Origin of the sequence: Type-D symbiont of Plautia stali, from assembly GCF_001485335.1 — a bacterium.
GTDB classification, from domain to species: domain Bacteria; phylum Pseudomonadota; class Gammaproteobacteria; order Enterobacterales; family Enterobacteriaceae; genus Pantoea; species Pantoea vagans_C.
Window position 1 is genome coordinate 61,256 of the sequence record NZ_BBOC01000011.1, and the last position, 23,051, is coordinate 84,306.

Annotated in this window: 18 protein-coding genes and 1 pseudogene; 3 read left to right on the forward strand and 16 right to left on the reverse strand. The window is 56.6% G+C overall.

The window, feature by feature from the left end; genetic code table 11:
- Positions 1-134 precede the first annotated feature (134 nt).
- The 6 genes from PSSD_RS05620 to PSSD_RS05645 form a co-directional block, all read right to left on the reverse strand.
- The gene (locus PSSD_RS05620; protein ID WP_039329039.1) at positions 135-1,541 is read right to left on the reverse strand and encodes an efflux transporter outer membrane subunit; all 1,407 of its coding nucleotides are present in this window, start codon (positions 1,539-1,541) and stop codon (positions 135-137) included.
- Complete coding sequence (locus PSSD_RS05625; protein WP_058969896.1) at positions 1,531-4,665, reverse strand: efflux RND transporter permease subunit; 3,135 nt, start codon at positions 4,663-4,665, stop codon at positions 1,531-1,533. The genes PSSD_RS05620 and PSSD_RS05625 overlap by 11 nt, the downstream gene beginning before the upstream one ends.
- 9 nt (positions 4,666-4,674) lie before the next feature.
- Complete coding sequence (locus PSSD_RS05630) at positions 4,675-5,811, reverse strand: efflux RND transporter periplasmic adaptor subunit (RefSeq protein WP_039329035.1); 1,137 nt, start codon at positions 5,809-5,811, stop codon at positions 4,675-4,677.
- A 277-nt stretch (positions 5,812-6,088) separates the two neighbouring features.
- A complete protein-coding gene (locus PSSD_RS05635) occupies positions 6,089-6,277 on the reverse strand; it encodes a hypothetical protein (protein WP_039329033.1) in 189 nt (62 codons plus the stop codon).
- Positions 6,278-6,702: 425 nt separating this feature from the next.
- Positions 6,703-8,433 carry a penicillin-binding transpeptidase domain-containing protein gene (locus PSSD_RS05640; protein WP_058969897.1) on the reverse strand — a complete coding sequence of 577 codons (1,731 nt, stop codon included), beginning with the start codon at positions 8,431-8,433 and terminating at the stop codon, positions 6,703-6,705.
- A 286-nt stretch (positions 8,434-8,719) separates the two neighbouring features.
- Positions 8,720-10,981 carry a molybdopterin-dependent oxidoreductase gene (locus tag PSSD_RS05645; RefSeq protein WP_058969898.1) on the reverse strand — a complete coding sequence of 754 codons (2,262 nt, stop codon included), beginning with the start codon at positions 10,979-10,981 and terminating at the stop codon, positions 8,720-8,722.
- Between the two features lie 195 nt (positions 10,982-11,176).
- Between PSSD_RS05645 and galR the strand changes: the two genes are divergently transcribed.
- Positions 11,177-12,178: an HTH-type transcriptional regulator GalR gene (galR, locus tag PSSD_RS05650; RefSeq protein WP_058969899.1), complete on the forward strand. Its 1,002-nt coding sequence runs from the start codon at positions 11,177-11,179 to the stop codon at positions 12,176-12,178.
- A gap of 101 nt (positions 12,179-12,279) precedes the next feature.
- On the opposite strand, the gene PSSD_RS05655 is transcribed toward galR, so the two are convergent.
- Together PSSD_RS05655 and lysA are read right to left on the reverse strand one after the other, a co-directional pair.
- Positions 12,280-12,735, reverse strand: coding sequence for a GNAT family N-acetyltransferase (locus tag PSSD_RS05655; protein WP_058969900.1), 456 nt, complete (start codon positions 12,733-12,735; stop codon positions 12,280-12,282).
- On the reverse strand, positions 12,732-13,985 hold the full coding sequence (lysA, locus tag PSSD_RS05660) for a diaminopimelate decarboxylase (protein ID WP_058969901.1): 1,254 nt from the start codon (positions 13,983-13,985) through the stop codon (positions 12,732-12,734). Before lysA ends, PSSD_RS05655 begins: the two co-directional genes overlap by 4 nt.
- Positions 13,986-14,094: 109 nt before the next feature.
- On the opposite strand from lysA, the gene PSSD_RS05665 reads away from it, so the two are divergent.
- Entirely contained in the window at positions 14,095-15,015 is a 921-nt protein-coding gene (locus PSSD_RS05665; RefSeq protein WP_058969902.1) for a LysR family transcriptional regulator, read from the forward strand.
- Here PSSD_RS05665 and PSSD_RS05670 read toward each other — a convergent pair.
- Positions 15,012-16,175 (reverse strand): MFS transporter, encoded by a 1,164-nt coding sequence (locus tag PSSD_RS05670; protein ID WP_058969903.1) that lies wholly within the window; start codon positions 16,173-16,175, stop codon positions 15,012-15,014. The genes PSSD_RS05665 and PSSD_RS05670 overlap by 4 nt on opposite strands.
- 364 nt (positions 16,176-16,539) lie before the next feature.
- On the opposite strand from PSSD_RS05670, the gene PSSD_RS05675 reads away from it, so the two are divergent.
- The gene (locus tag PSSD_RS05675) at positions 16,540-17,166 is read left to right on the forward strand and encodes a hypothetical protein (protein ID WP_058969904.1); all 627 of its coding nucleotides are present in this window, start codon (positions 16,540-16,542) and stop codon (positions 17,164-17,166) included.
- Positions 17,167-17,750: 584 nt separating this feature from the next.
- Here the strand turns inward: PSSD_RS05675 and PSSD_RS05680 are convergent.
- The 7 genes and pseudogenes from PSSD_RS05680 to PSSD_RS05710 all read right to left on the reverse strand — a co-directional run bounded on the left by PSSD_RS05680 (position 17,751) and on the right by PSSD_RS05710 (position 22,961).
- Positions 17,751-18,422, reverse strand: a complete 672-nt coding sequence (locus PSSD_RS05680) for a DUF1989 domain-containing protein (RefSeq protein WP_058969905.1) — start codon at positions 18,420-18,422, stop codon at positions 17,751-17,753.
- A 13-nt stretch (positions 18,423-18,435) separates the two neighbouring features.
- Positions 18,436-19,101 carry an amino acid ABC transporter permease gene (locus PSSD_RS05685; protein WP_039337235.1) on the reverse strand — a complete coding sequence of 222 codons (666 nt, stop codon included), beginning with the start codon at positions 19,099-19,101 and terminating at the stop codon, positions 18,436-18,438.
- Positions 19,101-19,751 carry an amino acid ABC transporter permease gene (locus PSSD_RS05690; protein ID WP_058969906.1) on the reverse strand — a complete coding sequence of 217 codons (651 nt, stop codon included), beginning with the start codon at positions 19,749-19,751 and terminating at the stop codon, positions 19,101-19,103. Before PSSD_RS05690 ends, PSSD_RS05685 begins: the two co-directional genes overlap by 1 nt.
- A gap of 3 nt (positions 19,752-19,754) precedes the next feature.
- Positions 19,755-20,402: an urea carboxylase-associated family protein gene (locus tag PSSD_RS05695; protein WP_058969907.1), complete on the reverse strand. Its 648-nt coding sequence runs from the start codon at positions 20,400-20,402 to the stop codon at positions 19,755-19,757.
- Complete coding sequence (locus PSSD_RS05700) at positions 20,386-21,018, reverse strand: DUF1989 domain-containing protein (protein WP_058969908.1); 633 nt, start codon at positions 21,016-21,018, stop codon at positions 20,386-20,388. Before PSSD_RS05700 ends, PSSD_RS05695 begins: the two co-directional genes overlap by 17 nt.
- Positions 21,019-21,020: 2 nt before the next feature.
- Positions 21,021-21,858: pseudogene (locus PSSD_RS28420) on the reverse strand (transporter substrate-binding domain-containing protein).
- A gap of 251 nt (positions 21,859-22,109) precedes the next feature.
- Entirely contained in the window at positions 22,110-22,961 is an 852-nt protein-coding gene (locus PSSD_RS05710) for a MurR/RpiR family transcriptional regulator (RefSeq protein ID WP_039337245.1), read from the reverse strand.
- Positions 22,962-23,051 lie beyond the last annotated feature (90 nt).

Here is a 23,051-nt window from a genome sequence, read left to right on the forward strand (position 1 = left end):
CAGATAAACAGGAAAAAGGAAAATCCCCTGTTAAGTCAGGGGATTATTTCAAAGGAAAATCATCACTGCTTGTATTATCGACTGAAGTGCCATGGAATTTCCATGGAGAAACCGTAAGGGTAATGTTAAGACTCTCAGGCTTTCCAGCCGCCCCCCAGTGCTTTATACAAGGTGATTTTCTGGCTCAACTGGCCCAGATGCGCGCTAATCAGCGACTGTTGCGAACTGTAAAGCGATCGTTGGGCCACTAATACATTGAGATAATTGTCTACGCCTTGCTTAAAGCGCAATTCGGAATAGTCGTAATCACGCTGATTCGCGCCGACTTCCTGTTGCAGCGCCGTCATCTGATCCTGCCAGGTATCCTGCCCGGCCAGCGCATCATTCACCTCTTTAAACGCAGTCTGGATCGCCTTCTCGTAATCAGCAATTTCAATGCGTTTCTCAATATGCGCGATATTGAGGTTAGCCTCGTTTTTGCCGCCGTCAAAAATCGGCAGATTTATCGATGGTACGAATGACCAGGCACCGGTGCCGCCACTGAGTAAATTACCGAGTGAGCTGCTGGTCGATCCTCCCGATGCGGTGAGCGTGATGCTTGGGAAGAACGCTGCGCGCGCAGCGCCAATGTTGGCATTCGCCGCTTTCAGCGTGTGTTCAGCCGCCATAATGTCAGGACGACGCGTTAACAAATCCGACGGTAATCCAGCCGGCGTGGCCGGGAACTGCCAGTTGGCATCCAGCGTGGCGTGCGACAACAGCGTCGGTGGCAAATCGGTGCCCACCAACAGGCGCAGCGCATCCACATCCTGACGCACCTGGCGCGTATAGCTGGCGACGTCTGCTTGTGCGGCGCGTACCGTGCTTTCTGCTTGCGCCAGATCCTGATCGCTGCTGGCCCCGCCGTCGTAACTGAGTTTCGTCAGGCGATACGACTCCTGCTGACTTTTGGCGGTGTTTTGCGCCAAATGCAGCAGATCGTTATCAGAGCCCAGCGTCAACCAGGCCGTCGCCACCTCGGAGATCAGCGTGATGCGCGTGGCGCGCTCGGTGGCGGCGGTGGAGAGATACTGCTCTTGCGCCTGATCGCGCAAGCTTTGTAGACGGCCGAAGAAGTCCAGCTCCCAGGATGTCACCCCAAGCCCAGCATTCAGCTCATGATAGGTCACCGGACCCGTGGTTTTGGTGTTGTAGAGGTTGCCAGGTTCATGCGCCGAGGTCTGGCTCGCCGTGGCATCGATCGATGGCATCAAGGCGGCGCGCTGCACCGTGACGCTCTGTTGTGCTTCCTGCACATTCAACGCCGCGACGCGCAGGTCGCGGTTGTTGTCGAGTGACAGCTGAATCAGGTTACGCAGCGTGGCATCGGTGAAGAAGTTCTGCCACGGCAAATCGGCCACGTTGCCCACCGCCGTGGGCTGATCGTAGTGCCCCACGGTTTCGGCTGGCATAGCCGGACGCTGGTAGTGCGGAGCCAGCGTACAACCCGCCAGCATCATCGCCAGCGGTAACAGCGCCATTCGGAAAGAATTAAGATTCATGAGTTGTCACCTCTACGGATGCTTTTTTCTTACGGGAGAAGAACTGCGACACCACCACATAGAACATGGGTACAAAGAAGATGGCGAGGAAGGTCGCGGTGATCATCCCGCCCGCTACCGCCGTACCAATCGAGTGCTGGCTACCCGCCCCTGCCCCGTTGGAAATAGTCAGCGGCAACACGCCGAGAATAAACGCCATCGAGGTCATGATAATCGGACGGATACGCAGCCTGGCCGCTTCCACCGCCGCTTCGACCAGCGTTTTACCTTCACGTTCGTGCAGCTCTTTGGCGAACTCGACGATCAGGATGGCGTTTTTCGCCGCCAGCCCCACCGTGGTGAGCAGCCCCACCTGGAAGAACACATCGTTCTGCAAACCACGCAGCAGCACCGCACTGATGGTGCCGAGGATGCCCAGCGGCACCACCATGATCACCGAGAACGGAATCGACCAGCTCTCGTAAAGCGCCGCCAGACACAGGAACACCACCAGAATCGAAATGATGTACAGCTGGGTGGTCTGGTTACCGGAGGCCTGCTCCTCATAAGAGATGCCGTACCACTGCACGCGGAAGCCTTTTGGCAGCTGTTTCGCTAACTGCTCAACCGCCTTCATCGCTTCGCCGGTACTCTGGCCAGGTGCAGGGGATCCAAGGATCTCTTCCGAGGTTAAGCCGTTAAAGCGTTCAAAGTGCGGCGAGCCATACACCCATTTGCCTGAGGCAAAGGCTGAGAATGGCACCATGGTGCCGCTGCTATTGCGGAAGTACCATTTATTGAGATCGGATGGTGTCACGCGTGAGTCCGCTTTACCCATCAGATAGACCTCTTTCACACGGCCGCCGTACATGAACTGATCGATATAACTCGATCCCCATGCCACGGAGAGCGTGTTGTTGATGTCGGTCATACTGAGGCCAAGCGCACTGGCGCGCTCGTCATTAATTTCCAGTTGATACTGCGGTTCATCTTCCAGACCATTCATGCGCACCTGTGTCAGATGCGGATCTTTGTTGGCCAGATCCACCAGCTGGTGGGTGGCATCCATCATCTGCTGATGGGTATGCGCGCCGGTATCCTGCAGATAGAGATCGAAACCGGTGGCGTTACCCAACTCCATCACCGCAGGCGGCACCATGGCGAAGATTTTGGCGTTCTTATAGTTGGCAAAGTGCGCCATCACCCGATTTGCCAAATCCTGCACGCTTTGCCCGCTGTGGGTACGGTCGCTCCAGTCTTTCAGACGCACAAAGGCCATGGCGTTACTTTGACCGCGACCGGCAAAGTTAAAGCCCGCCACACCAAAGGTGGTGGTGACCACGGAGGCTTCGTTCTTCTGCAGATAATCATTCAGGTCGTTGATCACCTGCTGAGTACGCTGGGATGAAGAGTTCACCGGCAGCGTCATCTGCACCATCATTAGCCCCTGATCCTCGCCCGGCAGGAAGGTGGTGGGTACGCGGGTGAACAAAAAGCCCGTCACGCCGACGATCACCAGGTAGATCACCAGGAACAGGCCGCGACGGGAAATCACCTTGCTGACGCCGCGCGTGTAGTGCATCGCGCCGCTATCAAACTTGCGGTTAAACCAGCCCGCAAAGCCAGTGGTTTTATGCTCGGCCGAGCTGGCTTTCAGCAATGTGGCGCAGAGCGCAGGGGTGAAGATCAAGGCCATGATCACCGACAGCGCCATCGCCGACACAATGGTGATAGAGAACTGGCGGTAGATCACCCCGGTAGAGCCGGAGAAGAACGCCATCGGCAGCAGCACCGCTGACAGCACCAGCGCAATACCAAAGAGCGCGCCCTGAATCTGCTGCATCGATTTGATGGTGGCAGTTTTCGGGTCGAGATGCTCTTCATGCATCACACGCTCGACGTTTTCCACCACCACGATGGCATCATCCACCAGCAAGCCTATCGCCAGCACCATCCCGAACATCGTCAGGGTGTTGATGCTGTAGCCGAATGCCGCCAGCACGCCAAAGGTACCGAGCAGTACCACCGGCACCACCAGAGTGGTGATCAGCGTGGCACGCAGGTTCTGCAGGAAGATCAGCATCACGAAGAACACCAGGATGACCGCTTCGATCAGCGTTTTCACCACTTCTTCAATCGAAGCACTGACCACCGGAGAAGTGTCGTACGGATACTGAATTTCAACGTTATCCGGCAGGGCATCTTTCAGATCGGCAATGGTCTGGCGCACCGCTTTCGCGGTATCCAGTTCATTCGCCCCGGTGGCGAGACGCAAGGCGATACCCGCAGCCGGTTTGCCGTTCATGGTGGCATCAATGCCGTAGGTCTGCGGCCCGAGCGCTACGCTGGCGACATCTTTCAGACGCACCTGTGAACCATCGGTATTGACCTTCAACAGCACGTTCTCGAACTGTTTCACCGTGGTGAAACGGGTTTTACCGAGAATCGTCGCCTGGCTTTTCGCGCCCTGAATGGTTGGCAAACCGCCGAGTGAACCGGAGGAGACCTGCACGTTCTGATTATCAATCGCCGTCGAGACATCGCTCGGCATCAGGTTGTATTTATACAACTTGGCCGGATCGAGCCAGATACGCATGGCGTATTCCGAGCCGAGCACCATGAAGTCACCAACGCCAGGCGTACGCGAAATCGGGTCTTCCAGTTTTGATACCAGCATGTCGGCCAAATCGCCGTTGGTTAGCTTGCCATCTTTGGAGATCAGCCCGATAACCATCATGAAGTTTTTCTGGTATTTACGGATACGGATACCCTGATCGGTTACCGTGCTGGGCAACTGTGATTCCGCCAGTGAAACGCGGTCCTGCACCTGCACCTGCGCGATATCCGGGTTAATCCCCTGGTTAAAGGTGGCAATGATCTGCGCACTGCCGTCCGAGGCACTGCTCGACTCCAGATAACGCAGGCCATCCAGACCGTTTAACTGCTGCTCGATGACCTGCACCACGGTATTTTGCGTGGTTTCAGCGCTCGCGCCTGGATAGGTCACGGAGATCGACACCGCTGGCGGAGAGATATTGGGATACTGATTAACGGGCAGGCTGATGGCCGCAATAGCCCCCACCAGCATCACAATAATCGCGATGACCCACGCGAATATTGGGCGTTCAATGAAAAACTTAGACATGACGCCCCCTTATTGTGCCGCAGCGTCAGTCATCGAGAGACTAACGGCATTGGCTGGCGGGGTGTCATTGGTGTTCGCGGCGGTAGTGGTGACTTTCACTCCGCTACGCACACCCTGTAAGTTGTTCACCACCACATTTTCACCTTCCTTCAGGCCGCCCGTCACCAGCCATTCACCCTTGACCATTTCACCGGTCTGGATGGTGCGCTGGTCGATGGTGTTATCGCTTTTCACCACGTAGACATAGGGCTGGCCTTTGCTGTCATGCATCAGCGATTCCGGCGGCAGTAAAATGCCCTGCTGCTGGATGCCCTGTGGGAAGCTGGCGTGAACGTACATGCCCGGCAGCAATTCGTTTTGTGGATTCGGGAACACGGCACGCAGCACGACAGTGCCGGTGGTGGTATCGACGTTCACTTCGGAGAACGCCAGTTTGCCCTGCTGATCGTATTGGCTGTTATCTTCCAGCGACAGACGAACCGCAGCGGTGTTGTCATCCACTTTGGCAATCTTGCCTTCCGCCAGCGCCCGGCGCATACGCAACAGATCGGTAGCCGACTCACTGACATCCACATACATCGGGTTGAGCTGGGTGATGGTGGCAAGGTAGTCACTCTGCCCACTGGTTACCAGCGCACCGGCGGTGTAAATCGAACGGCTGATATGGCCCGAAATCGGCGCTTTCACCAGCGTGTAGTCGAGGTTCACTTTGGCGGTTTCGACATCGGCCTTGGCTTCGCGCTCTGCCGCTACCGCATCATCGTAGGTTTGCTGACTGATCGCATGGGCAGCCGCCAAGGGTTGGTAGCGCTTCGCTACCATGGCATCGTTTTGCCAGGTTGCCATCGCTTTGTCGTAGGTGGCTTTGTAGGTGGCCGGATCGATTTGATACAGCGGCTGCCCCTCTTTCACTTCTCCACCTTCAGTGAAAAGAATTTTTTGGATGACGCCACTGACCTGAGGACGCACCTGTGCGGTTCGCACGGCGGTGGTACGGCCAGGTAACTGGGTGACTAAGGTGACAGGCTCAGATTTCAGGGTGATCACCCCCACTTGGGGAGTGGCCGTTGCAGCGGGCTTAGCTCCGCCCTGGTCGCAGGCTGCCAGTAAAAACACCACGCTGGCAGAAAGAAGTTTCAGGCGCATAGTTTTTCTCTAACGATAGGAGGGAAATAGTCACGAATGTAATGACTCAAAATGGCATTGTAGGGAGCGGAAGCGAGCGGGGTTGTTAAGGTTGCGTAAAATATATTTTCCAAAGGAAAATGGTAAACCTTTCGTGCCTTAAATGGCTGTGGAATTTAGCTTTTTGCGGTTTTTTGATGATGATTGCGGAAGGGTAGCGGCGCAATGAATGGCGCGTCTCTTGGGTGAACAACGCGCGATAAATCGCGCCGCTACATTCAAGTGATAAATCTCGCCACTAACCTTTCGGCTCAATCCCTCTACGGCGCAATTCCCGCCGGGCCAGATCTTTCAGCCAGCATGACAGGGTGATGTTGTCATCTTCGGTGACTTCGCGCAGTTGCTCGTGCAACTCAGGATGAATACGTAACTGAAACGCCGAGGAGCGGCCTTCCCCTTTCGGGGTGCAGTCTTTGGTTTTTGGCATCACTGATGTCCTCAACGAATAACAAATTAATACGCCCCAGCACCGTGCTACCAACACGGCCCAGGGCTGGCGAACCGAAATGGAATGCGGCATCGCGGTGCGTTGAATATAGGTTACACGGCGAGATATTTTTATGTTGCTGGGGAAGTGTTAAGACTCAGACAAGAGGTGTGAGCGAGTGCGCTTACTGGTAAATTTTCGGCAAAAAAAACCCACGCATCTGCGTGGGTCGGTGCAACAGAACAGGGTGAATACCTGAAGACAGGTATCGCTGCCGCAGCAGCCGCTCATCACACCCATCAATACCTCTGGGACTTTCATCGTCGCCGAAAGCAGTGAAAGAGAACAGCCGCAAATCGCAACCGAGTTCGGCGAAATGCAACGAGGTGTGAAAAGCACAACTGTGCAGTTACATCCTGATTTTACTAAGATTTATCCGAAGGTGGCTTGTTGTAAATCGCATCAGGTGCGATGTTCATGTGCTTCAGCACCGGCCCCATGATATTGCCGAAAATCGGTGCCGCCACGGTTCCCCCGAAGTGGTCACCCGCAGTGGGATGGTTCACGATCACCACCAGCGCTACTTCCGGATGGCTGGCGGGAGCCACGCCTGCGGTGTAGTTGACATAGCCGCCATCATATTTGCCACTCGGCCCCATCTTTTCAGCGGTACCGGTTTTGGTCGCCAGACGATAGCCCGGCACGTTAGCACGCAATCCTGAACCGCCGGGCAGCACGTCACTCTCCATCATGTGAACAACAATTTCCGCCGTTACCGGATTCGCCACCTGCGTGCCCACCACCGGTGGCGTCACTTTGGTAATCGAGAGCGGACGATAGATGCCATAACTGCCCAGCGTGGCGTACTCACGTGCGATTTGCAGCGGCGTAACACGCAATCCGTAGCCAAAGGCAAAGGTTGCGCGTTCGATATCGGCCCAGCGCTGACGATGCGCCGGGAAATAGCCCACGCTTTCGCCAGTCAGCCCTAATCCAGTGGGTTTACCCAAACCAAATGCCTGATAGGTGTTGACCAGCGCATCAGCGGGCATCGCTAACGCAATATGGGACGCTCCGGTATCACTCGATTTCTGCAGGATGCCGGTCACTGTGAGGCGCGGCCAGTGGCCCACGTCACGAATCAAGTGGCCGTTGACCGTATAAGGCGAGGTATCCAACACCGAGTCCGGGCGAATCAAATGACGCTCCAGTCCCTCCAGCACCACCAGCGGTTTCACCGTTGATCCGGGTTCATAGCTGTCATTGATCGCCGTGTTGCGCATCTGCGCAGGCGTGGCGTTTTCGTAGTTGTTAGGGTTGAACGACGGGTATGACGCCATCCCTAAAATTTCTCCGGTATCGATTTTGATCAACACCGCCGCACCCGAGTCAGCTTTGTTCAACAGCACACCATCGCGCAGTTTGCTATAGAGCGTGAACTGGTCAAATTTATCGATACTCAGCTGCACAGTGGGCGGCTGCTTAGGCGGGTCGTAGTCGATCATCGAAATGATATTTCCATCGCCATCCTGACGATAAACCTCTTTGCCTGGCTCCCCCTGCAACACGTGATCAAAGCCTTTTTCCAGTCCGTTCAGACCATTGCTGTCCGCACCCACGATACCGATTAACGGCGCTGCCGCTTCACTCATCGGGTAGAAGCGACTGTCGTTATACACCGAGCTGATCCCTTTCAGGTGCAGTTCAGCGATGTCTTTGGCAATACCCAGCTCAATCTTGCGCCCCAGATAGAGGAAGCGCTTTTTCGGGTTGGCGGTGATTTGTGCACGGATCTCTTCCGGTCGCATGCTGAGTGCGGCCGCCAGATAGGCCCATTTGGCGCTGGTGAAATCAGGATTGGCTTCTAACACACGCATCGGATCGGCAATGATATCGCGCGCGGGTACGCTCAGCGCCAGCGCCTGACCATCACGGTCCAGTAAGGTACCGCGGTTCGTCGGCAGCGTGACAGTACGCAGCGAGCGCTGGTCGGCTTCATGCTCCAGCATCGGATGTTTAATCAGTTGCAGGTCACCGACGAAAATCAGCAGCAGCACCATGCAGCCAAGGACACCCAGACAAATCAGGCGAAAGCGAAAAGGGTTAAATGGGGCTTTAATCTGGTCTTTTCCCAGAAATTTTTTAATCGGGGGCATAGCATTCCGCTGCGATAAAGGGTGAATCTAAGCTTGTTATCTGCAGTTATAAAGAAAGCTTGAGAGTGATAACAGGAAAACTGTGTTTCAGTTCGTTAGCGAAACGTGCGGGCAAAAAAAACCTGCGCATCTGCGCAGGTCGGTGTAATCAAGAAAACTTTTTGATGTTCACCCATCAATACCTCTGGGACCCTGACTTTAGCAAGGTGGCTGATGAGGAGACCATCTCTCAAACGCAACAGTTACCCGCAAAATGTAACCAGCAGTGAGATTGTTAGCGCACCATTCACATCAAATGTTTTTTGATTTGCACCAGGCAACTCATGGCGTTAGGTCCCTGCGTCAATGACGAGGTGCCGATGTCCAGCGTCAGCACATTCGGGTTGCCTGCGCGATCCCATGGCTGCCACGCTTGGCCAAAGCCGGGATCGAACCAGGCACCGGTGGCGATGATCACCACGCCTGGGGTTAAGCCGTCGGTAATACGAACGCCTGCCAGCATGCGTCCTCGTGTATTGGTGACTTCAATCTCATCACCATCAGCAATATCCCGCGCACGCGCATCCTGCGGATGCATATACAACGTTTCGCGTCCGGCGGTTTTATTGGCCTGCACCGTGGCGGTGGCATCCATCTGGCTGTGCAGGCGATCCGACGGCTGGATGGAGATCATATGCAGCGGGAATTTCTCACTCAAGGGCGCGCCTAGCCACTCCTGCGGCTCACGCCACTCGGGATGCCCGGCAAAATCATCCAGCTGATAGTCGGCAATGGTCTGGCAGAACAGCTCAATTTTGCCGCTGGCGGTTTGAATCGGGTGTTGAGTCGGGTTAGCGCGGAAATCGTCCATAAACACGTAGGGCTTGCCGCCTTCCGGGATCTCGACAAAGCCACGCTGCCAAAACTCACCAAACTCCGGGAAGTGGATGTCTTTGCGCGCATGCGCCACGGCACACTGCTGATACAGGTGCTCAATCCACTGCATCTCATTGCGCCCTTCGGTGAAGACATCGCGATAGCCGAGGCGATCGGCGATATCGGCAAAGATGTCGAAGTCATTTCGCGCCTGATGCTGAGGTTTGACCGCCTGATGCATGGCAAACACGAAGCGGTCACGCGATGAACCGCCAATATCGTTGCGCTCCAGCGTGGTGGTGGCGGGCAGCACGATATCGGCCATCTGCGCCGCTGGCGTCCAGACGATATCCTGCACGATGACGGTATCCGGGCGCTGCCAGCCTTCGACTAAGCGGTTGAGCTGCTGATGATGATGGAATGGATTGCCGCCCGCCCAGTGCACCAGATGGATATCCGGATAGTGCAAGGTCTCACCCTGGAAGCAGTAAGGCTGTCCCGGATTGAGCAGCATGTCGCTGATACGCGCCACCGGAATCGAGTGATTGCCCGGATTGGGTCCGGTGCTCATCATTGGCGCCGGCCCTTCCTGACGCGGATTGCCGACGCTGTTCATCGAGCCGTGACCAAAGGAGAAACCGCCGCCTGGCAAACCCGGCTGACCGAGCATCGAGGAGAGCGCAATCATCATCCAGTACGGCTGCTCGCCACGGTGGGCGCGCTGTACTGAATAGGAGCAAGTAATGAAGCTGCGTTTACCGATCAGCTGCTGCGCCAGCAACGCAATACGTGCTGCCGGAATGCCGGTGATATCGCTGGCCCATTCCGGGGTTTTGGCGATGCCATCGCTTTCGCCAAGTAAGTAGGCACGCAGCTGTGGCCAACCGGTGCAGTGGCTGGCAAGGAAGCTTTCATCCACCGCCTGGCGACGGGTGATCTCGAAACCGAGCGCCAGCATCAGCGCCACGTCGGTGTTAGGCCGAATCGGGATCCACTCTGCATTAACGAAGGCTGGGCAGTCATCGCGCATCGGGCTGATGTTGATAATCGGCGTACCCTTGGCGGTCAGCTGTTCCAGCGCCGGTTTCAGGCTGTGTTGCCCTGCCCCGCCGGACGCGACCTGGGCATTTTTCAGCGCCAGTCCACCAAAGGCGATAAAGATCTCGGCATGTTCCACCACGTCAGGCCAGTCTGTCACGCGGCCGGTGAGCGGCATGTATGTGCCGATCACATAGGGCAGGAAGAACTGCGCGGCCCCCCAGCTGTAGTTGCCCTGCTGGTCAACCCCACCGCCGCCCTGGAAATAGAAACGACGAATCAGGGTACGGGCGTGGTTAACGCGCCCGGCGGAAGACCAGCCGTAAGAGCCGTTGAAAATACCGGATGCACCATAGCGATCGCGCACGCGACGGTTCTCTTCTGCCACCAGATCCAGCGCGGTGTCCCAATCCACCGCCACAAAGTCTTCCCGCCCGCGCAGGGTACGGTCACTGTTTTCACGCGATTTCAGCCACGAACGGCGCACCATCGGCTGGCGAATACGTTTATCCGAATAGACCAGCTCTGGGATGGTATTGAGCATCGGCGAAGGATCGGCATCGGCAAAGAAAGGTTCGCAGCCAATGAGGCGATCGTTTTCGGTGACAGCAGTAAAAGCGCCCCAGTGCGCCAGGTGCGGCACGCGTGATTTCATGGTTTTGGGTCCGGCAGGCAGGTGTGAATAATAGTGGCAGCATAACATGAGGGTGCTTGCGGGCTAAAGCCTGGCTGAATCCCCTTAATTTCCGCGCTTTTGCGACAGCGCTGGCATTCTCGCGGGTTGCTACAGGTACTGTTTTCCGTAACACTGGTGGCATGTGTAAACGTTTTCCCGGATGCAAGTAACCGCATGGCTACCATTAAGGATGTTGCCCGCATGGCGGGGGTGTCGGTCGCGACCGTTTCCCGCGTCATCAATAATTCGCCCAAAGCCAGCGAGAGTTCACGCCTCGCCGTGACCCAGGCAATGGAGCAGTTGCAGTATCACCCGAACGCCAACGCACGCGCCCTGGCGCAGCAATCCACCGAAACCTTAGGGTTAGTGGTGGGTGACGTTTCCGATCCCTTTTTTGGCGCGATGGTGAAAGCGGTCGATGAAGTGGCGGGTGCCACCGGCAACTTCCTGCTGATTGGTAACGGTTACCACAACGAGCAAAAAGAGCGCCAGGCGATTGAGCAGCTGATGCGTCACCGCTGTGATGCCTTAGTGGTGCACGCCAAGAAAATCCCTGATGCAGATTTAGAAGTGCTGATGAAGCAGGTGCCGGGCATGGTGCTGCTGAACCGTTTATTGAAAGGCTTTGAATCGCGCTGTATCGCGTTGGATGACCGTTACGGTGCCTGGCTGGCGACACGCCATCTGATTCAGCAAGGCCACTCACAGATCGCTTTTATCTGCTCCACCCACCCGATTTCGGACTCTGAAGATCGTCTGCAAGGCTATTACGATGCACTGAAAGAGCATGGTTTGCCGTCTAACGATCGTTTAGTGGCCTGGGGAGAACCGGATGAAGTCGGCGGTGAGCAGGCAATGACCGAGTTGTTAGGTCGCGGTAAACAATTTACCGCCGTGGCCTGCTACAACGATTCGATGGCGGCAGGCGCGTTAGCGGTACTGAGTGACAACGGCGTGCGCGTGCCGGAAGAGATGTCGTTGATTGGTTTCGATGATGTGCTGGTATCACGCTATGTGCGCCCACGTTTGACCACGGTGCGCTATCCGATTGTCACCATGGCGCAGCAGGCAGCGCAGCTGGCGCTGGCATTAGCCAACGGCACGGCATTGCCGGAAGTGACCAATATGTTTAGCCCCACGCTGGTGAGACGACATTCGGTGAGCGGGCCGGGTTGAAGAGATAAAACGCCGCACGATCCGTAGCGGCGCAATTTATTGCGCATCTTTCTGCAGCGGCATGAACGCAAGTACGCGCGATAAATCGCGCCGCTACCGCTCTACGCCAAATCCTGCGAATACACCTTCACCCGCACGTCCGGGAACTCCAGCGCATCACACTGATAATCCCAGCCAAAGCGTTCGTAGTAGCCGCCAAAAGTTGACCACAGCCATAACTTCTCATGTCCGCGCTGGCGAGCAAAATCAATCACATGCTGTTGCAGTGCTTCACTCAATCCCTGACCGCGCGCATGTTCATCGACATACAGTGCGGCAACCCAAGGGTAAAGATCCTGACGGCTGATCAAATCGCAGCGCCAGAACCCGACCGTGCCCAAAGGCACATCACCATCCAGTGCCACAAAGGTCACCGGATAGTCGGCACCGTTCAGGCTACTAAGCACAATGCTGTGATAAAACTCGCGCGAGGTCCCTTCGCCAAACGCCTGCCACAGCCAGTCGGTGATGTGACTGGCGTGATGTGGCACCTCACTGAGCGCGACAATCTTGATCACATCAGCTCCAGCGCCAGCAGCTCCTGAATGGTCTGCGCACGACGGATTTCACGCGGTGCGCCATTCTCAAACAGCACTTCCGGGATCAACGGGCGGCTGTTGTAGTTGGATGACATGGATGCACCGTACGCGCCGGTATCGTGGAACACCAGGTAATCTCCCACCTGGGTAGCAGGCAGTGCGCGTGTCTCGACTTTGCCGCCTTCCAACTGGGTAAACACATCACCCGATTCACACAACGGCCCCGCCACTACCGAATCTACCGTCGCATCGCTCAGCGCACGGCCATCGGTTGGCAGCACGGAGATGTGGTGATAGCTGCCGTACATCGACGGACGCATCAAATCACTGAAGCCCGCGTCCACCAGCACAAAGTGACGGCTGCCCATCTCTTTCACCGCACGCACCTGTGACACCAGCACACCTGACTCTGCGACCAGGAAACGGCCGGGTTCGATTTCCAGTTTCACCGGATGGCCCAAATGCGCCGCAATACGTTCGCGCGCACCGTTCCACAGACCGAAATAGTGCTGCGTATCAATGGCTTCTTCGCCGAAACGGTACGGAATCGATAACCCACCACCGGCAGAAATTGCTTCCAGGTCCTGACCAAAGGCCACTACTTGATCGACCATCGCGTCACACACCTGCTGCAAGTGGCCATAATCCACGCCGGAACCGATATGCATATGCAGGCCAACCAATTTCAAGCCGTGCTGCTGAATCGCGGCCAGCGCCAGCGGCAGATCGCTGTGCCAGATGCCGTGCTTGCTGTTCTCACCGCCGGTGTTGGTTTTCTGGCTGTGACCGTGACCGAAGCCCGGATTGATGCGCAGCCACACTTTGTGTCCTGCGGACACCGCACCGAGCTGATGCAGCATATCCACCGATCCGGCATTGACCGGCACTTTCAGTTCGGCGATACGTGCCAGCGTAGGTTCATCCAGTACGTCTGCGGTGAAGACGATATCCTCGCCACCCGGCTGGAAGCCGGCGGCCAGCGCGCGCTCAATTTCACCCAGCGAAACTGAATCAACCTTTACACCTGCAGCACGCATCAAACGCAGAATATGGATGTTGGAGCAGGCTTTCTGCGCAAAACGCACCACGTCAAAAGCGCTGAGCTGCGCGATACGCTGCTGGATAATCGCGGCATCGTAAGCCCAGAAGGGACCTGCGTAACGCTGGGCCAGCGGCAGTAAGTTGGCGGCAGTCAGCGCCGTTTCAGTGTTGTTCAGTGGACGTGGCATCTCAATTCTCCTGTGTCTTTGCGACTATTTAGCCACAGCACATCGATTCATAAAAATATCTGTTTTAGTGACATCTATACAAATATGATATGGATGAGCGGAGGAACTGATGGCAAAAATTAACTGGCGACATATCGAAATTTTCCATGCGGTGATGACCAGCGGCAACCTGACTCAGGCGGCTACGCTGCTGCATACCTCGCAGCCCACAGTCAGCCGCGAGCTTGCAAGGCTGGAACAACAGCTAGGCTTACAGCTGTTTGAACGGGTGCGTGGGCGTTTACAACCGACAGTACAAGGCTTACGGCTGTACGAAGAGGTGCAGCGTTCGTGGTACGGTCTGGACCGCATCATGGATGCCGCAGAAGGGCTGCGCCAGTTTCGTCAGGGCGAACTGTCGATTGCCTGTCTGCCGGTGTTTTCCCAGTCACTGCTGCCACCGCTGCTGCAACCTTTCCTGCAACGCTATCCACAGGTGAGTTTGAACATCATTCCGCAGGAGTCACCGCTGTTGGAAGAGTGGCTGTCGGCGCAGCGCTACGATCTCGGCCTGACCGAAACCCAACACGCGCCCGCAGGCACCGAGCGCCTGCCGCTGCTGACCTGCGATGAAGTGTGCGTGTTGCCACCGCAGCATCCGTTGTGCCAGCGTGACGTCCTGACGCCGCAGGATTTCCACGGAGAAAATTACGTCAGCCTGTCGCGCAGTGACAGCTATCGTCAGCTACTGGATTCGCTGTTTCATGAGCAAGAGGTTGAGCGACGTTTAGTGCTGGAGACGCACAGTGCCGCGTCGGTGTGCGCCATGGTGCGGGCGGGGGTGGGAATTTCGATTGTGAACCCGCTGACGGCGCTGGATTACGCCGACAGCGGAGTAGTGATGCGTCGTTTCAGCGTTGCCGTGCCGTTCACCGTCAGCCTGGTGCGGCCGCAACATCGCCCCGCATCGGCACTGGTTGATCACTTCTGTGACCACCTGCAGCAGCAGGTGGCCACCTTTACCCAACGCATTGCCGATCGTCTGGTTTAAGCGCGTACCGCTTCGCTCTGCCCGCCCGACTTGCGGAAGGTGATCAGGCAGATGACCAATCCAACCACCGCCAGTGCCGCAGCCGCCACTGGCACGGCGGTCAGGCCGTAACCTTTATCAATCACCGCACCACCGACCCAGGCACCCAGCGCGTTCCCGACGTTGAACGCCGAGATGTTCAGGGTAGAGACCAGGTTCGGTGCCTCTTTACCGTGGCGTACCACGTTAATCTGCAAGCCTGGCACGGTGGCAAAGGTCGCCATCGCCCACAGGAACAGGGTGATTTCGGCCAGCCACAGTGCATGGCTGGTCCAGCTGAACAGCAGCGAGAAGACGGCAATCAGCACAAAGCTCAGGATCAGGCTGAAGGAGACTTTCCAGTCGGCCAGTTTACCGCCCAGAATATTGCCTACGGTTAAGCCCGCACCAATCAGGAACAGCGTCCAGCTCACGCCACGATCGGTAATCCCCGTCACCTGCAACAACAGCGGCGCAATGTAGCTGAACAGGGCAAACATCGCAGCCGCGAAGAACACCGTCATCAGCAATGAAAGCCACAGTTTACCGTTAGCGAGGGCACTCACTTCACTCGCCAGATGCACCGGTTTCTCTTCTTTATTGGTCGGGAGACTGACGATTAAAGCGATAAAGGCGAGGATGCCGATAATCGCGACGCCCCAGAAGGTGGCGCGCCAGCCGAACAGCTGACCAAACCAGGTACCAAGCGGCACGCCCAGCACGTTTGCCAGGGTTAAGCCGGTGAACATCAGCGCCACCGCAGAGGCCTGACGGCTGGGTGCCACCAGGCTCGCCGCCACCACCGAACCGATACCGAAGAAGGCTCCATGGCAGAGTGCAGTCACCACGCGCGCCAGCATTAACAGGTTGTAGGTGTAAGCCAGCGCACAGAGTACGTTACCGATGATGAAGATGATCATCAGCAGAATGAGCGTGCGTTTACGCGGCAGTTTGGCGGTCAACAGCGCCATGATCGGTGCACCGATGGCCACACCCAGCGCGTACCCGCTGATCAGCCATCCTGCTGAAGGAATCGACACCTGCAGATCGCCCGCCACTTCTGGCAGCAATCCCATAATGACGAACTCCGTGGTGCCGATGGCAAACGCACTCAGCGCCAGCGCCAGTAATGCAACAGGCATAACACTCTCTCCTAAAATAATTATGCAGGCGGGCCGCACTGCGAATGCAGGACGGTTACAGCTGACGCTTAATAATATTTGAACTGCGTCACATTCCGATTAAAGCACAGCCTTGGCGGCTCAACCAGCCTGTGTGCTGCAAGGCATTTTTGCTTGCAACGCAATAATCCCCGCGTGAAAAAGTGACCTCACCTGACCACTGAGACAGATCGCACTTTTCGCGCTACGCTTGATACAGATGTGATCGCTGTCACAGCGGCTCAGCTTTTGGCGAGAAATCAATCAGTAAAGGATGCGCGCGCATTGCCGATACCCCAATGGATTGCCCGGTAATGTGGTGTCAAAAATGCAGGGGGAAAGACCTATGCGATGGCTGATCGCACTGACAGTAAGTTGCTTAAGCGGCTGCTCGGTTGGGCATTATGAATACAGCTCGGAAGCGGCTAAACGCGTCGATATGACCGTGACCGGCATTCCTACCGTGCTGGGTATTGGTGCGCTGGGCACCACCATCCCTCTGACCCCCGAATACAGCCTGACGGCGGCTCATGTGGCGAAATACTCGATGTACCGGGTGAAAGCCTGGCATCCGGAGTGTGACATCGCCGTGGTGTACCACAAAAACAGCGAAACTAACCTGCCCCCGCCGTTCCGTAACAGCCATATTGGCGACAACGTGAATCTCTACGGTTACAGCTTTATCTCTGCCATGCCGGTAGCTTCCAGCGGCAAGAATTTGATTAATACCACACTGGCGAATGACTGGAATAAACCAAGTTGCGTGGTGGTTGCCGCCAATGCGGGCGTGGTGAAAGGCATGTCTGGCGGCGCGGTATATAACGCCAGCGACGATACCTTAGCGGGAGTGATCGTCGGTTACAGCAGCCAGATTGATGACAATAAGACGGGTAAGACGTTGTACAAAGATGTCGCGCTGTATGTGCCCTATGCGCGCTTTCAGGCGTGGCTGGATGGGGTGGTGAAGTCTTGAGTTCGGTGCGATCATTATCAAGGTCGCCATAAATGGCGTAATGATTGTCAGTTAAGAACTTAGACTGCTTATTGATAAGTGGCCTGACTTTTCTGTGCGGGCTCTGCCGCCACTACTGCCCCCTCTGGGCCGTCCTCGCGCCGCTAACGCGGTGCCTTCAACTTCCACGTCGTGCCGGACGGACCGTTCGCGGATGACCATCCATGGTCGGCCGCGAACTGCCCCACGCCTCCCCGCGTGGGGCTCCTGGCACAACGTAAAAGTCTCAGCGCTGCGGATAGCCCTGAGGGGGCAGTAGTGGCGTCATCGCCTCAGGCAATGTGCCCTTTTTGACAACACGCACTGAAGCTCATGAGCCGGCTGGGGCCGCTCCGGGGCTGGCATTCCGCAGCGCTGAGCTGAGCGAGTATGCCAGGAGAGCCCGCAGGACGCGGGCGAAAGGTGGCGCTGGAACATGGATGTTCCATCGGCACCGGTCCGTTAAGGCAGACGAGTGAAGTGAAGGTACCGCGTAGCGGCGCGAGGACCGCCAGCCCCGGAGCGGTCCCAGACGGCGTTATCGTCAGTCGATTAACTGACAAGCATTACGCGGGCACCCACGCCCCTTGCAGCTGAACCTGTGGGAAACCGGCGGTCAGAATGCGCAACTCGGCATCGCGCGGGGTGTTATCGCCCTGCCCCTGAATACTCACAATATCCTGCGGGCAGGCTGAAAACGCCACAAAGCAATCCATCTCGGCGCGCAGCACGATGTAGTCGCCCGGCTTGGTCACCACCGGCAAGGTTTTCAGGGTGATGCCATCCGGCTGCACCTGAATATTCATGAAAATATTCAGTGACGCCAGATTGCCGTGCGGTAAATCCACGCCCAATTCGCGCATGCCTTCGAACAGGTTATCGTGGCAGTTGCGGTGATACTCCGTACAGCCCAACAGCTCATATCGACGCGCATCGCATGCGGCCATAAAAGAGTCGTGCACGCCGGGTGAGGTATCCGCCACTAAGGTCAGAATCGGGTGGCGCTGGCTGGTGATAAAGCTGTCACCGACTTTGGGGTTCAGCCGTTGGTTCCACACGCGCGTGGCTTCCATACACATATATTCGCTGACGTCGTGCGCGTTGTAAGCCCAGCAATCCACCACCTGGGTGCCGTGGGTGTTGATCACCTGCACCGCTTCGCCTTTTTTCAAACGCACCGCTTTACCGTAGCGTGCGGGGATGGTGATCACTTCACGATGCTGAAATTCAGCCGACATAATATTCTCCTGATTAATGCTGCATGCCGCGACGATAGCGCGTCATGCGAGATTCAAGGCGGCGCGCCAGCCAGTCGATCAGACTGTTGAGCACCCAGTAACACACTGCCACGGTGAGATAGATCTCCAGCGGTGCGTAGGTATCCGAAATCGCCTGCTTCGCGGCGTACATAAACTCCTGCACTGAGACGATCGAGAGCAGCGCCGAGTCTTTGATCAACCCGATCATCAGCCCCACCAGCGGCGACAACATCTGCGGCAGGGTTTGCGGCAGCACTACATCGCGCAACTGCTCCGTGCGGCTCAAACCCAGCACCCGACACGCTTCCCACTGCCCTTTCGGCAAGGCTTCAATCGCGGCACGAATCACCTGCGCGATATAAGGCGCGTAATAGAGCGTCAGCGCCAGCACGCCCACCACCGGCGATGACAGCGTGATGTCGTATTCCGGCAGCACAAAATAGAGCAGATAGATCACCACCAGCAGCGGTAACGCCAGCGTTAACCCACTGTAGAGATTGAGCAAACGCAGCCAGAACGGCGAAGCGCGCATCAGCAGCAGCGCCATCAGCCCGCCCCATGCCAGTGAGCAGAGCGCTGCAACGATACACAGTTGCAGCGTGGCGATCAGACCATCGCCGAGCGAGGGAAGTGATGAAAGAATTGCCTGCCAATCCATTACGCACTCCTCCGTTTCACTTCCAGACGCCGTGCAGCGGCTATCAACGGCATGGCGATCAACAAATAACCTGCCGCCACCAGCAACAGCACTTGCGTAGCCTCATAGGTGCGCGCAATGACAATTTGCCCGGCATAGGTCAACTCAGTGAGTGCCACCACCGAGGCCAGCGGCGTGGTTTTCAGCAGAATAGTGAACTCATTGACCAGCATCGGCAGACTCGCCCGCATCACCTGAGGATTGATAACATACCACCAGGTCATAAAGCGGCTTAAGCCCAAGGTACGCGCCGCTTCGAGCTGGCCTCGCGTCACTAACGAGCGGTTCACACGCAAAATCTCCGCCACATAGGCACCGCTGTTGAGGCCGATGGCGATCACCGCGGCCAGCATTGGCTGACCGCCCAAGCCCAAACGCGGCAAGGTGAAAAACACCACAAACAGCTGCACGATGGCTGGTGTCCCGCGCATCAGGCTGACATATAACCGACCAATGAAACGCCAGATCCAGGCTCGGCGCAGTTGCAGGAAGCAGCCGAGCTGCCCCATCACCACGCTGACTAATGAGGCCAGTACCGTCAGTACCAGCGTCATCAGCAGGCCGTGTCCGAGTTCCGGCAGCGCGGCCACTACCTGTTGATCCAGCCCCATGCGTTACTCCGCGTTAAAGTCGTGCAGGTTCTCCGCCACCGACAGCAGCAGCGGCGCCGGACGATCGTTGCCTTCAATGCCGGTATTGCAGGCGGAGACAATGAACTGGGTATCCATCACCACGCGGCAGGTGATGCTGTCACCGGCTTTGGTCAGGTTCGGCTCAGGCAGCAGGTCACCCGCACGCGTCAGCTTGACGTGCATAAACAGGTTGATGGGGTCCGGTAGCTTCGGCACCGCCATTCCCAGTCGCGCCAGCTCCGCGCTGACCGCGTCGAGGCAACCCTCGCCCTGATAGCCACGCTCGGCAAGAAACGCCGAGGTTGAGGCTGGCAGCAGCAGGTCATGACGTTTCACGCTGTCTTTACCCAGTACCATCATCGGACGGCGACGGTTGTTGACCAGACGCATGCCAGAACCCAACAGATAGCTGTTACTGAACACGCGGGTGTGATGTACCGACAGCCATACCGCCGGATCGGCCAGACTAAAACCAAACAGTGAGGCCACCGCGCCATCGCCCTGTGCGCTGATACGCAGCAGCTGGCCGCGCAGCACCTTGATCGATCCGACGCTTCCCGGCTTTACCGTGACCGACGGTGCCAGCGTACGCTCGGCGGTCTCTTCAAAACTTTCACGCATTAACAGCATGATTCATCTCCTCAGCGTGAAAATGGTCACTCACCACGATATCAATCGGCGTAACCTGCAAACCGTTGCCCGGAATAATGTCCTGCGGGCAGGACGAGACAGAACAGATCAGATCGCACAGCGCTTCAAAAGTAATACTGTCGCCGGCTTTGCTGTTGGGATCGGTCACTTCCATACGACCATCGGCGGTGACCGGGCCGTTCTGGAACAGGTTGAACGGCTCTGGCAGTGAGAAATACGTCACGCCAAATTCTTTCATGCCTTCCAGCAGGTTATCCACGCAGTTGCGGTGCCCTTCGACACCGAAATCGACGCTAAAACGGGTGCGATCGCAAGCAGGCACGTTGGCATCGTGAATGCCGATGCTGTCGGCCAGAATGCGCAGCATCGGACGGTTTTCACTCGACCAGAGCGCATCGCCCGGCTTGAAGAACAGCGAACGCAGATGCTGACGGGTATGCACCGGCGACAGCTTTTCGTTCAGGTCATCGGCGTTCACCGCGACAAAATCGGCCGCCTGCTGCCCTTCACTATCAATCACGGTAATAAACTGGCCCTTACGCACGCGGAAGGTTTTGCCATGGCCCGCAGGCACCGTCAGGTTGCACTGGCACATAATTACTCCTGAGGGATGAAATCGCTGGCGGGAACGGTAAAGGTGGTGCCGAGATACTGCTGCTGCAGTTTGGTCAGCTCACCGTCTTTCTGCATCGCCAGAATATGGTCGCTGATGGCTTTGTTCAGGCTGCCATCTTCTTTGCGCGTTGCCCAACCCATCCACTGTGAAGGACCGACTTCGCCCACCTGTGCTACTTTGCCGCTGTATTTTTTTCGCTACCGGCGCCAGCACCGAGATATCGTCATAGACGAAGTCAGCGCGTTTGGTCATCAGGGTGCTGACGGTCTGGTCCAGCGAATCCACGTTGATGATGGTGATCGGTTTTTTGCCCTCTTTCTTCAGCTGCTCATTGAACCCTTTCAGCAACTGCTCAGGCACGCTGGAAGTTTTCACGGCACCACGCAGGCCCGACAGGCTCTCTGGCGTCAGGGTTTTGCCGCTGAACGCTTTCGCCGCATCGTCACGCATCAATACGCCGTTAACCGTTTTACTGTAAGGCACGGTGAACAGCACTTTCTTCGCGCGTTCAGCCGTCAGGTTGAGAGAGGAGCCTTCCGCGTTGAACGAGCCGGAGATCAGGCCTGGCAAAATGCCGCTGAAAGCGGTTTTTTGAAACTCAACTTTTACACCGAGATCTTTGGCGAAGGATTGCATGATCGCCACGCTGTAGCCGGTGATCTCGCCTTTGTCGTCGGTGTATTCGTATGGAGGAAAGGTTGGATCGATCCCAACGGTGATTTTGCCGCTGCTTTTGATGTCACTCAGGGTGTCGGCTTGCGCCTGTGCCATGGTGCCAACGGAGAGAAGTGCGGCGATCAGCAGTGCTGTTTTTTTCATTATGGTGTTTCCCTGGTGTTGGTGAAATGTCTTTTTCTACTGAGCATATTTTGTGCCAGTTTTTTCACCATTCAGGAATGCACTCAATCCAGTTGAGTCTTTATTGAATAAAATCAGTGAGAAACATATGTTTCTTTGTATTTAATTTTAGTTTCTACAGTTTCACTGGCGAGAGAATGTGAGAAACGAGTGCCAGGGTACATGCACGATTTTGGGGCAATCTCTGGCGCAAAGTGCGCCAGAATGGGGCGTTATTCGAGTTCGTCGAGGGATTGGTGCAACGCTTCGATTTGTGCGAGGTGATCATTGCTGGTTTTGCCCATTTGTCGGGCCACCAGTGAACAGAGTAGATTGCACACGCCAGAGAGCGCGGCGGTGCTGTCGAAGATTAAACTGCTGTCAGTGTGGCAGCGTACCACCCACTGCGCGTGGCGCGCGGGTTTGCCAGAGAGCACATCCGCGATGTAGAGCATCGGCACGTCACGCTCAGCCAGTGCATTCATCGCCGCTTCCAGCGCGGGCATGCGGCGGCGCAGGCCAACACAGATCACCACGTCTTGTTTGTTGAGCGCGGCGAGGTGTTCAGCCAGCGAATCACCGGGTCGAGGTAACAGCCGCACATCGGCATGGATATGCACCAGATCGCGGTAAATCAGCTGTGCGATAGTCTGGCTATGACGCCAGCCCATCACCACCACACGGCGTGCTTGTGCAATCGCGCTCACCGCCTGTTGCAGTTGTTCGCTGTCCAGCGTGCGATAGCTGTTGACCAGATTGGCGATTTCTCGCTCCAGATGCTGCTGCATGATGCTGGCGAGCGGTGACGCGGTGGGTACAGCTTGCAGATAAAGCGGCGAACCGCTGCTCTGCATTTCACGCGCCTGGCGGCGTGCGGCTTCGTAGCTTTCGTAGCCCAGATGGCGGAAGAAACGCGTGGTGGTGGCCTTGGAGACCCCCGCGCTCTGCGCCAGTTCAGTGGCGGTGTTCATCGCCAGCTGACCCGGTGCGGCCAGCAGCACGTCGGCCAGTCGCTGCTCGTGGCTGGAGAGTTGATCCCAGTGCTGTTGTATCCGGCCCTCTAACGTTGCCGCTTTTGCACTCATGGTGATTCCCTGAAAATAAAAAACTATCCTGCACAGAGCGTGCCGGGTTGTCATCAGGAATTTTGTTGGGGGTGTTGAGGAGGGTGCGTA

Bases quoted from the DNA above. Each gene is read 5' to 3' on its own strand.
- PSSD_RS05620 (WP_039329039.1), bottom strand. From the start codon at position 1,541: ATGAATCTTAATTCTTTCCGAATGGCGCTGTTACCGCTGGCGATGATG.
- PSSD_RS05625 (WP_058969896.1), bottom strand. From the start codon at position 4,665: ATGTCTAAGTTTTTCATTGAACGCCCAATATTCGCGTGGGTCATCGCG.
- PSSD_RS05630 (WP_039329035.1), bottom strand. From the start codon at position 5,811: ATGCGCCTGAAACTTCTTTCTGCCAGCGTGGTGTTTTTACTGGCAGCC.
- PSSD_RS05635 (WP_039329033.1), bottom strand. From the start codon at position 6,277: ATGCCAAAAACCAAAGACTGCACCCCGAAAGGGGAAGGCCGCTCCTCG.
- PSSD_RS05640 (WP_058969897.1), bottom strand. From the start codon at position 8,433: ATGCCCCCGATTAAAAAATTTCTGGGAAAAGACCAGATTAAAGCCCCA.
- PSSD_RS05645 (WP_058969898.1), bottom strand. From the start codon at position 10,981: ATGAAATCACGCGTGCCGCACCTGGCGCACTGGGGCGCTTTTACTGCT.
- galR (WP_058969899.1), top strand. From the start codon at position 11,177: ATGGCTACCATTAAGGATGTTGCCCGCATGGCGGGGGTGTCGGTCGCG.
- lysA (WP_058969901.1), bottom strand. From the start codon at position 13,985: ATGCCACGTCCACTGAACAACACTGAAACGGCGCTGACTGCCGCCAAC.
- PSSD_RS05665 (WP_058969902.1), top strand. From the start codon at position 14,095: ATGGCAAAAATTAACTGGCGACATATCGAAATTTTCCATGCGGTGATG.
- PSSD_RS05670 (WP_058969903.1), bottom strand. From the start codon at position 16,175: ATGCCTGTTGCATTACTGGCGCTGGCGCTGAGTGCGTTTGCCATCGGC.
- PSSD_RS05675 (WP_058969904.1), top strand. From the start codon at position 16,540: ATGCGATGGCTGATCGCACTGACAGTAAGTTGCTTAAGCGGCTGCTCG.
- PSSD_RS05680 (WP_058969905.1), bottom strand. From the start codon at position 18,422: ATGTCGGCTGAATTTCAGCATCGTGAAGTGATCACCATCCCCGCACGC.
- PSSD_RS05685 (WP_039337235.1), bottom strand. From the start codon at position 19,101: ATGGATTGGCAGGCAATTCTTTCATCACTTCCCTCGCTCGGCGATGGT.
- PSSD_RS05690 (WP_058969906.1), bottom strand. From the start codon at position 19,751: ATGGGGCTGGATCAACAGGTAGTGGCCGCGCTGCCGGAACTCGGACAC.
- PSSD_RS05695 (WP_058969907.1), bottom strand. From the start codon at position 20,402: ATGCTGTTAATGCGTGAAAGTTTTGAAGAGACCGCCGAGCGTACGCTG.
- PSSD_RS05700 (WP_058969908.1), bottom strand. From the start codon at position 21,018: ATGTGCCAGTGCAACCTGACGGTGCCTGCGGGCCATGGCAAAACCTTC.
- PSSD_RS05710 (WP_039337245.1), bottom strand. From the start codon at position 22,961: ATGAGTGCAAAAGCGGCAACGTTAGAGGGCCGGATACAACAGCACTGG.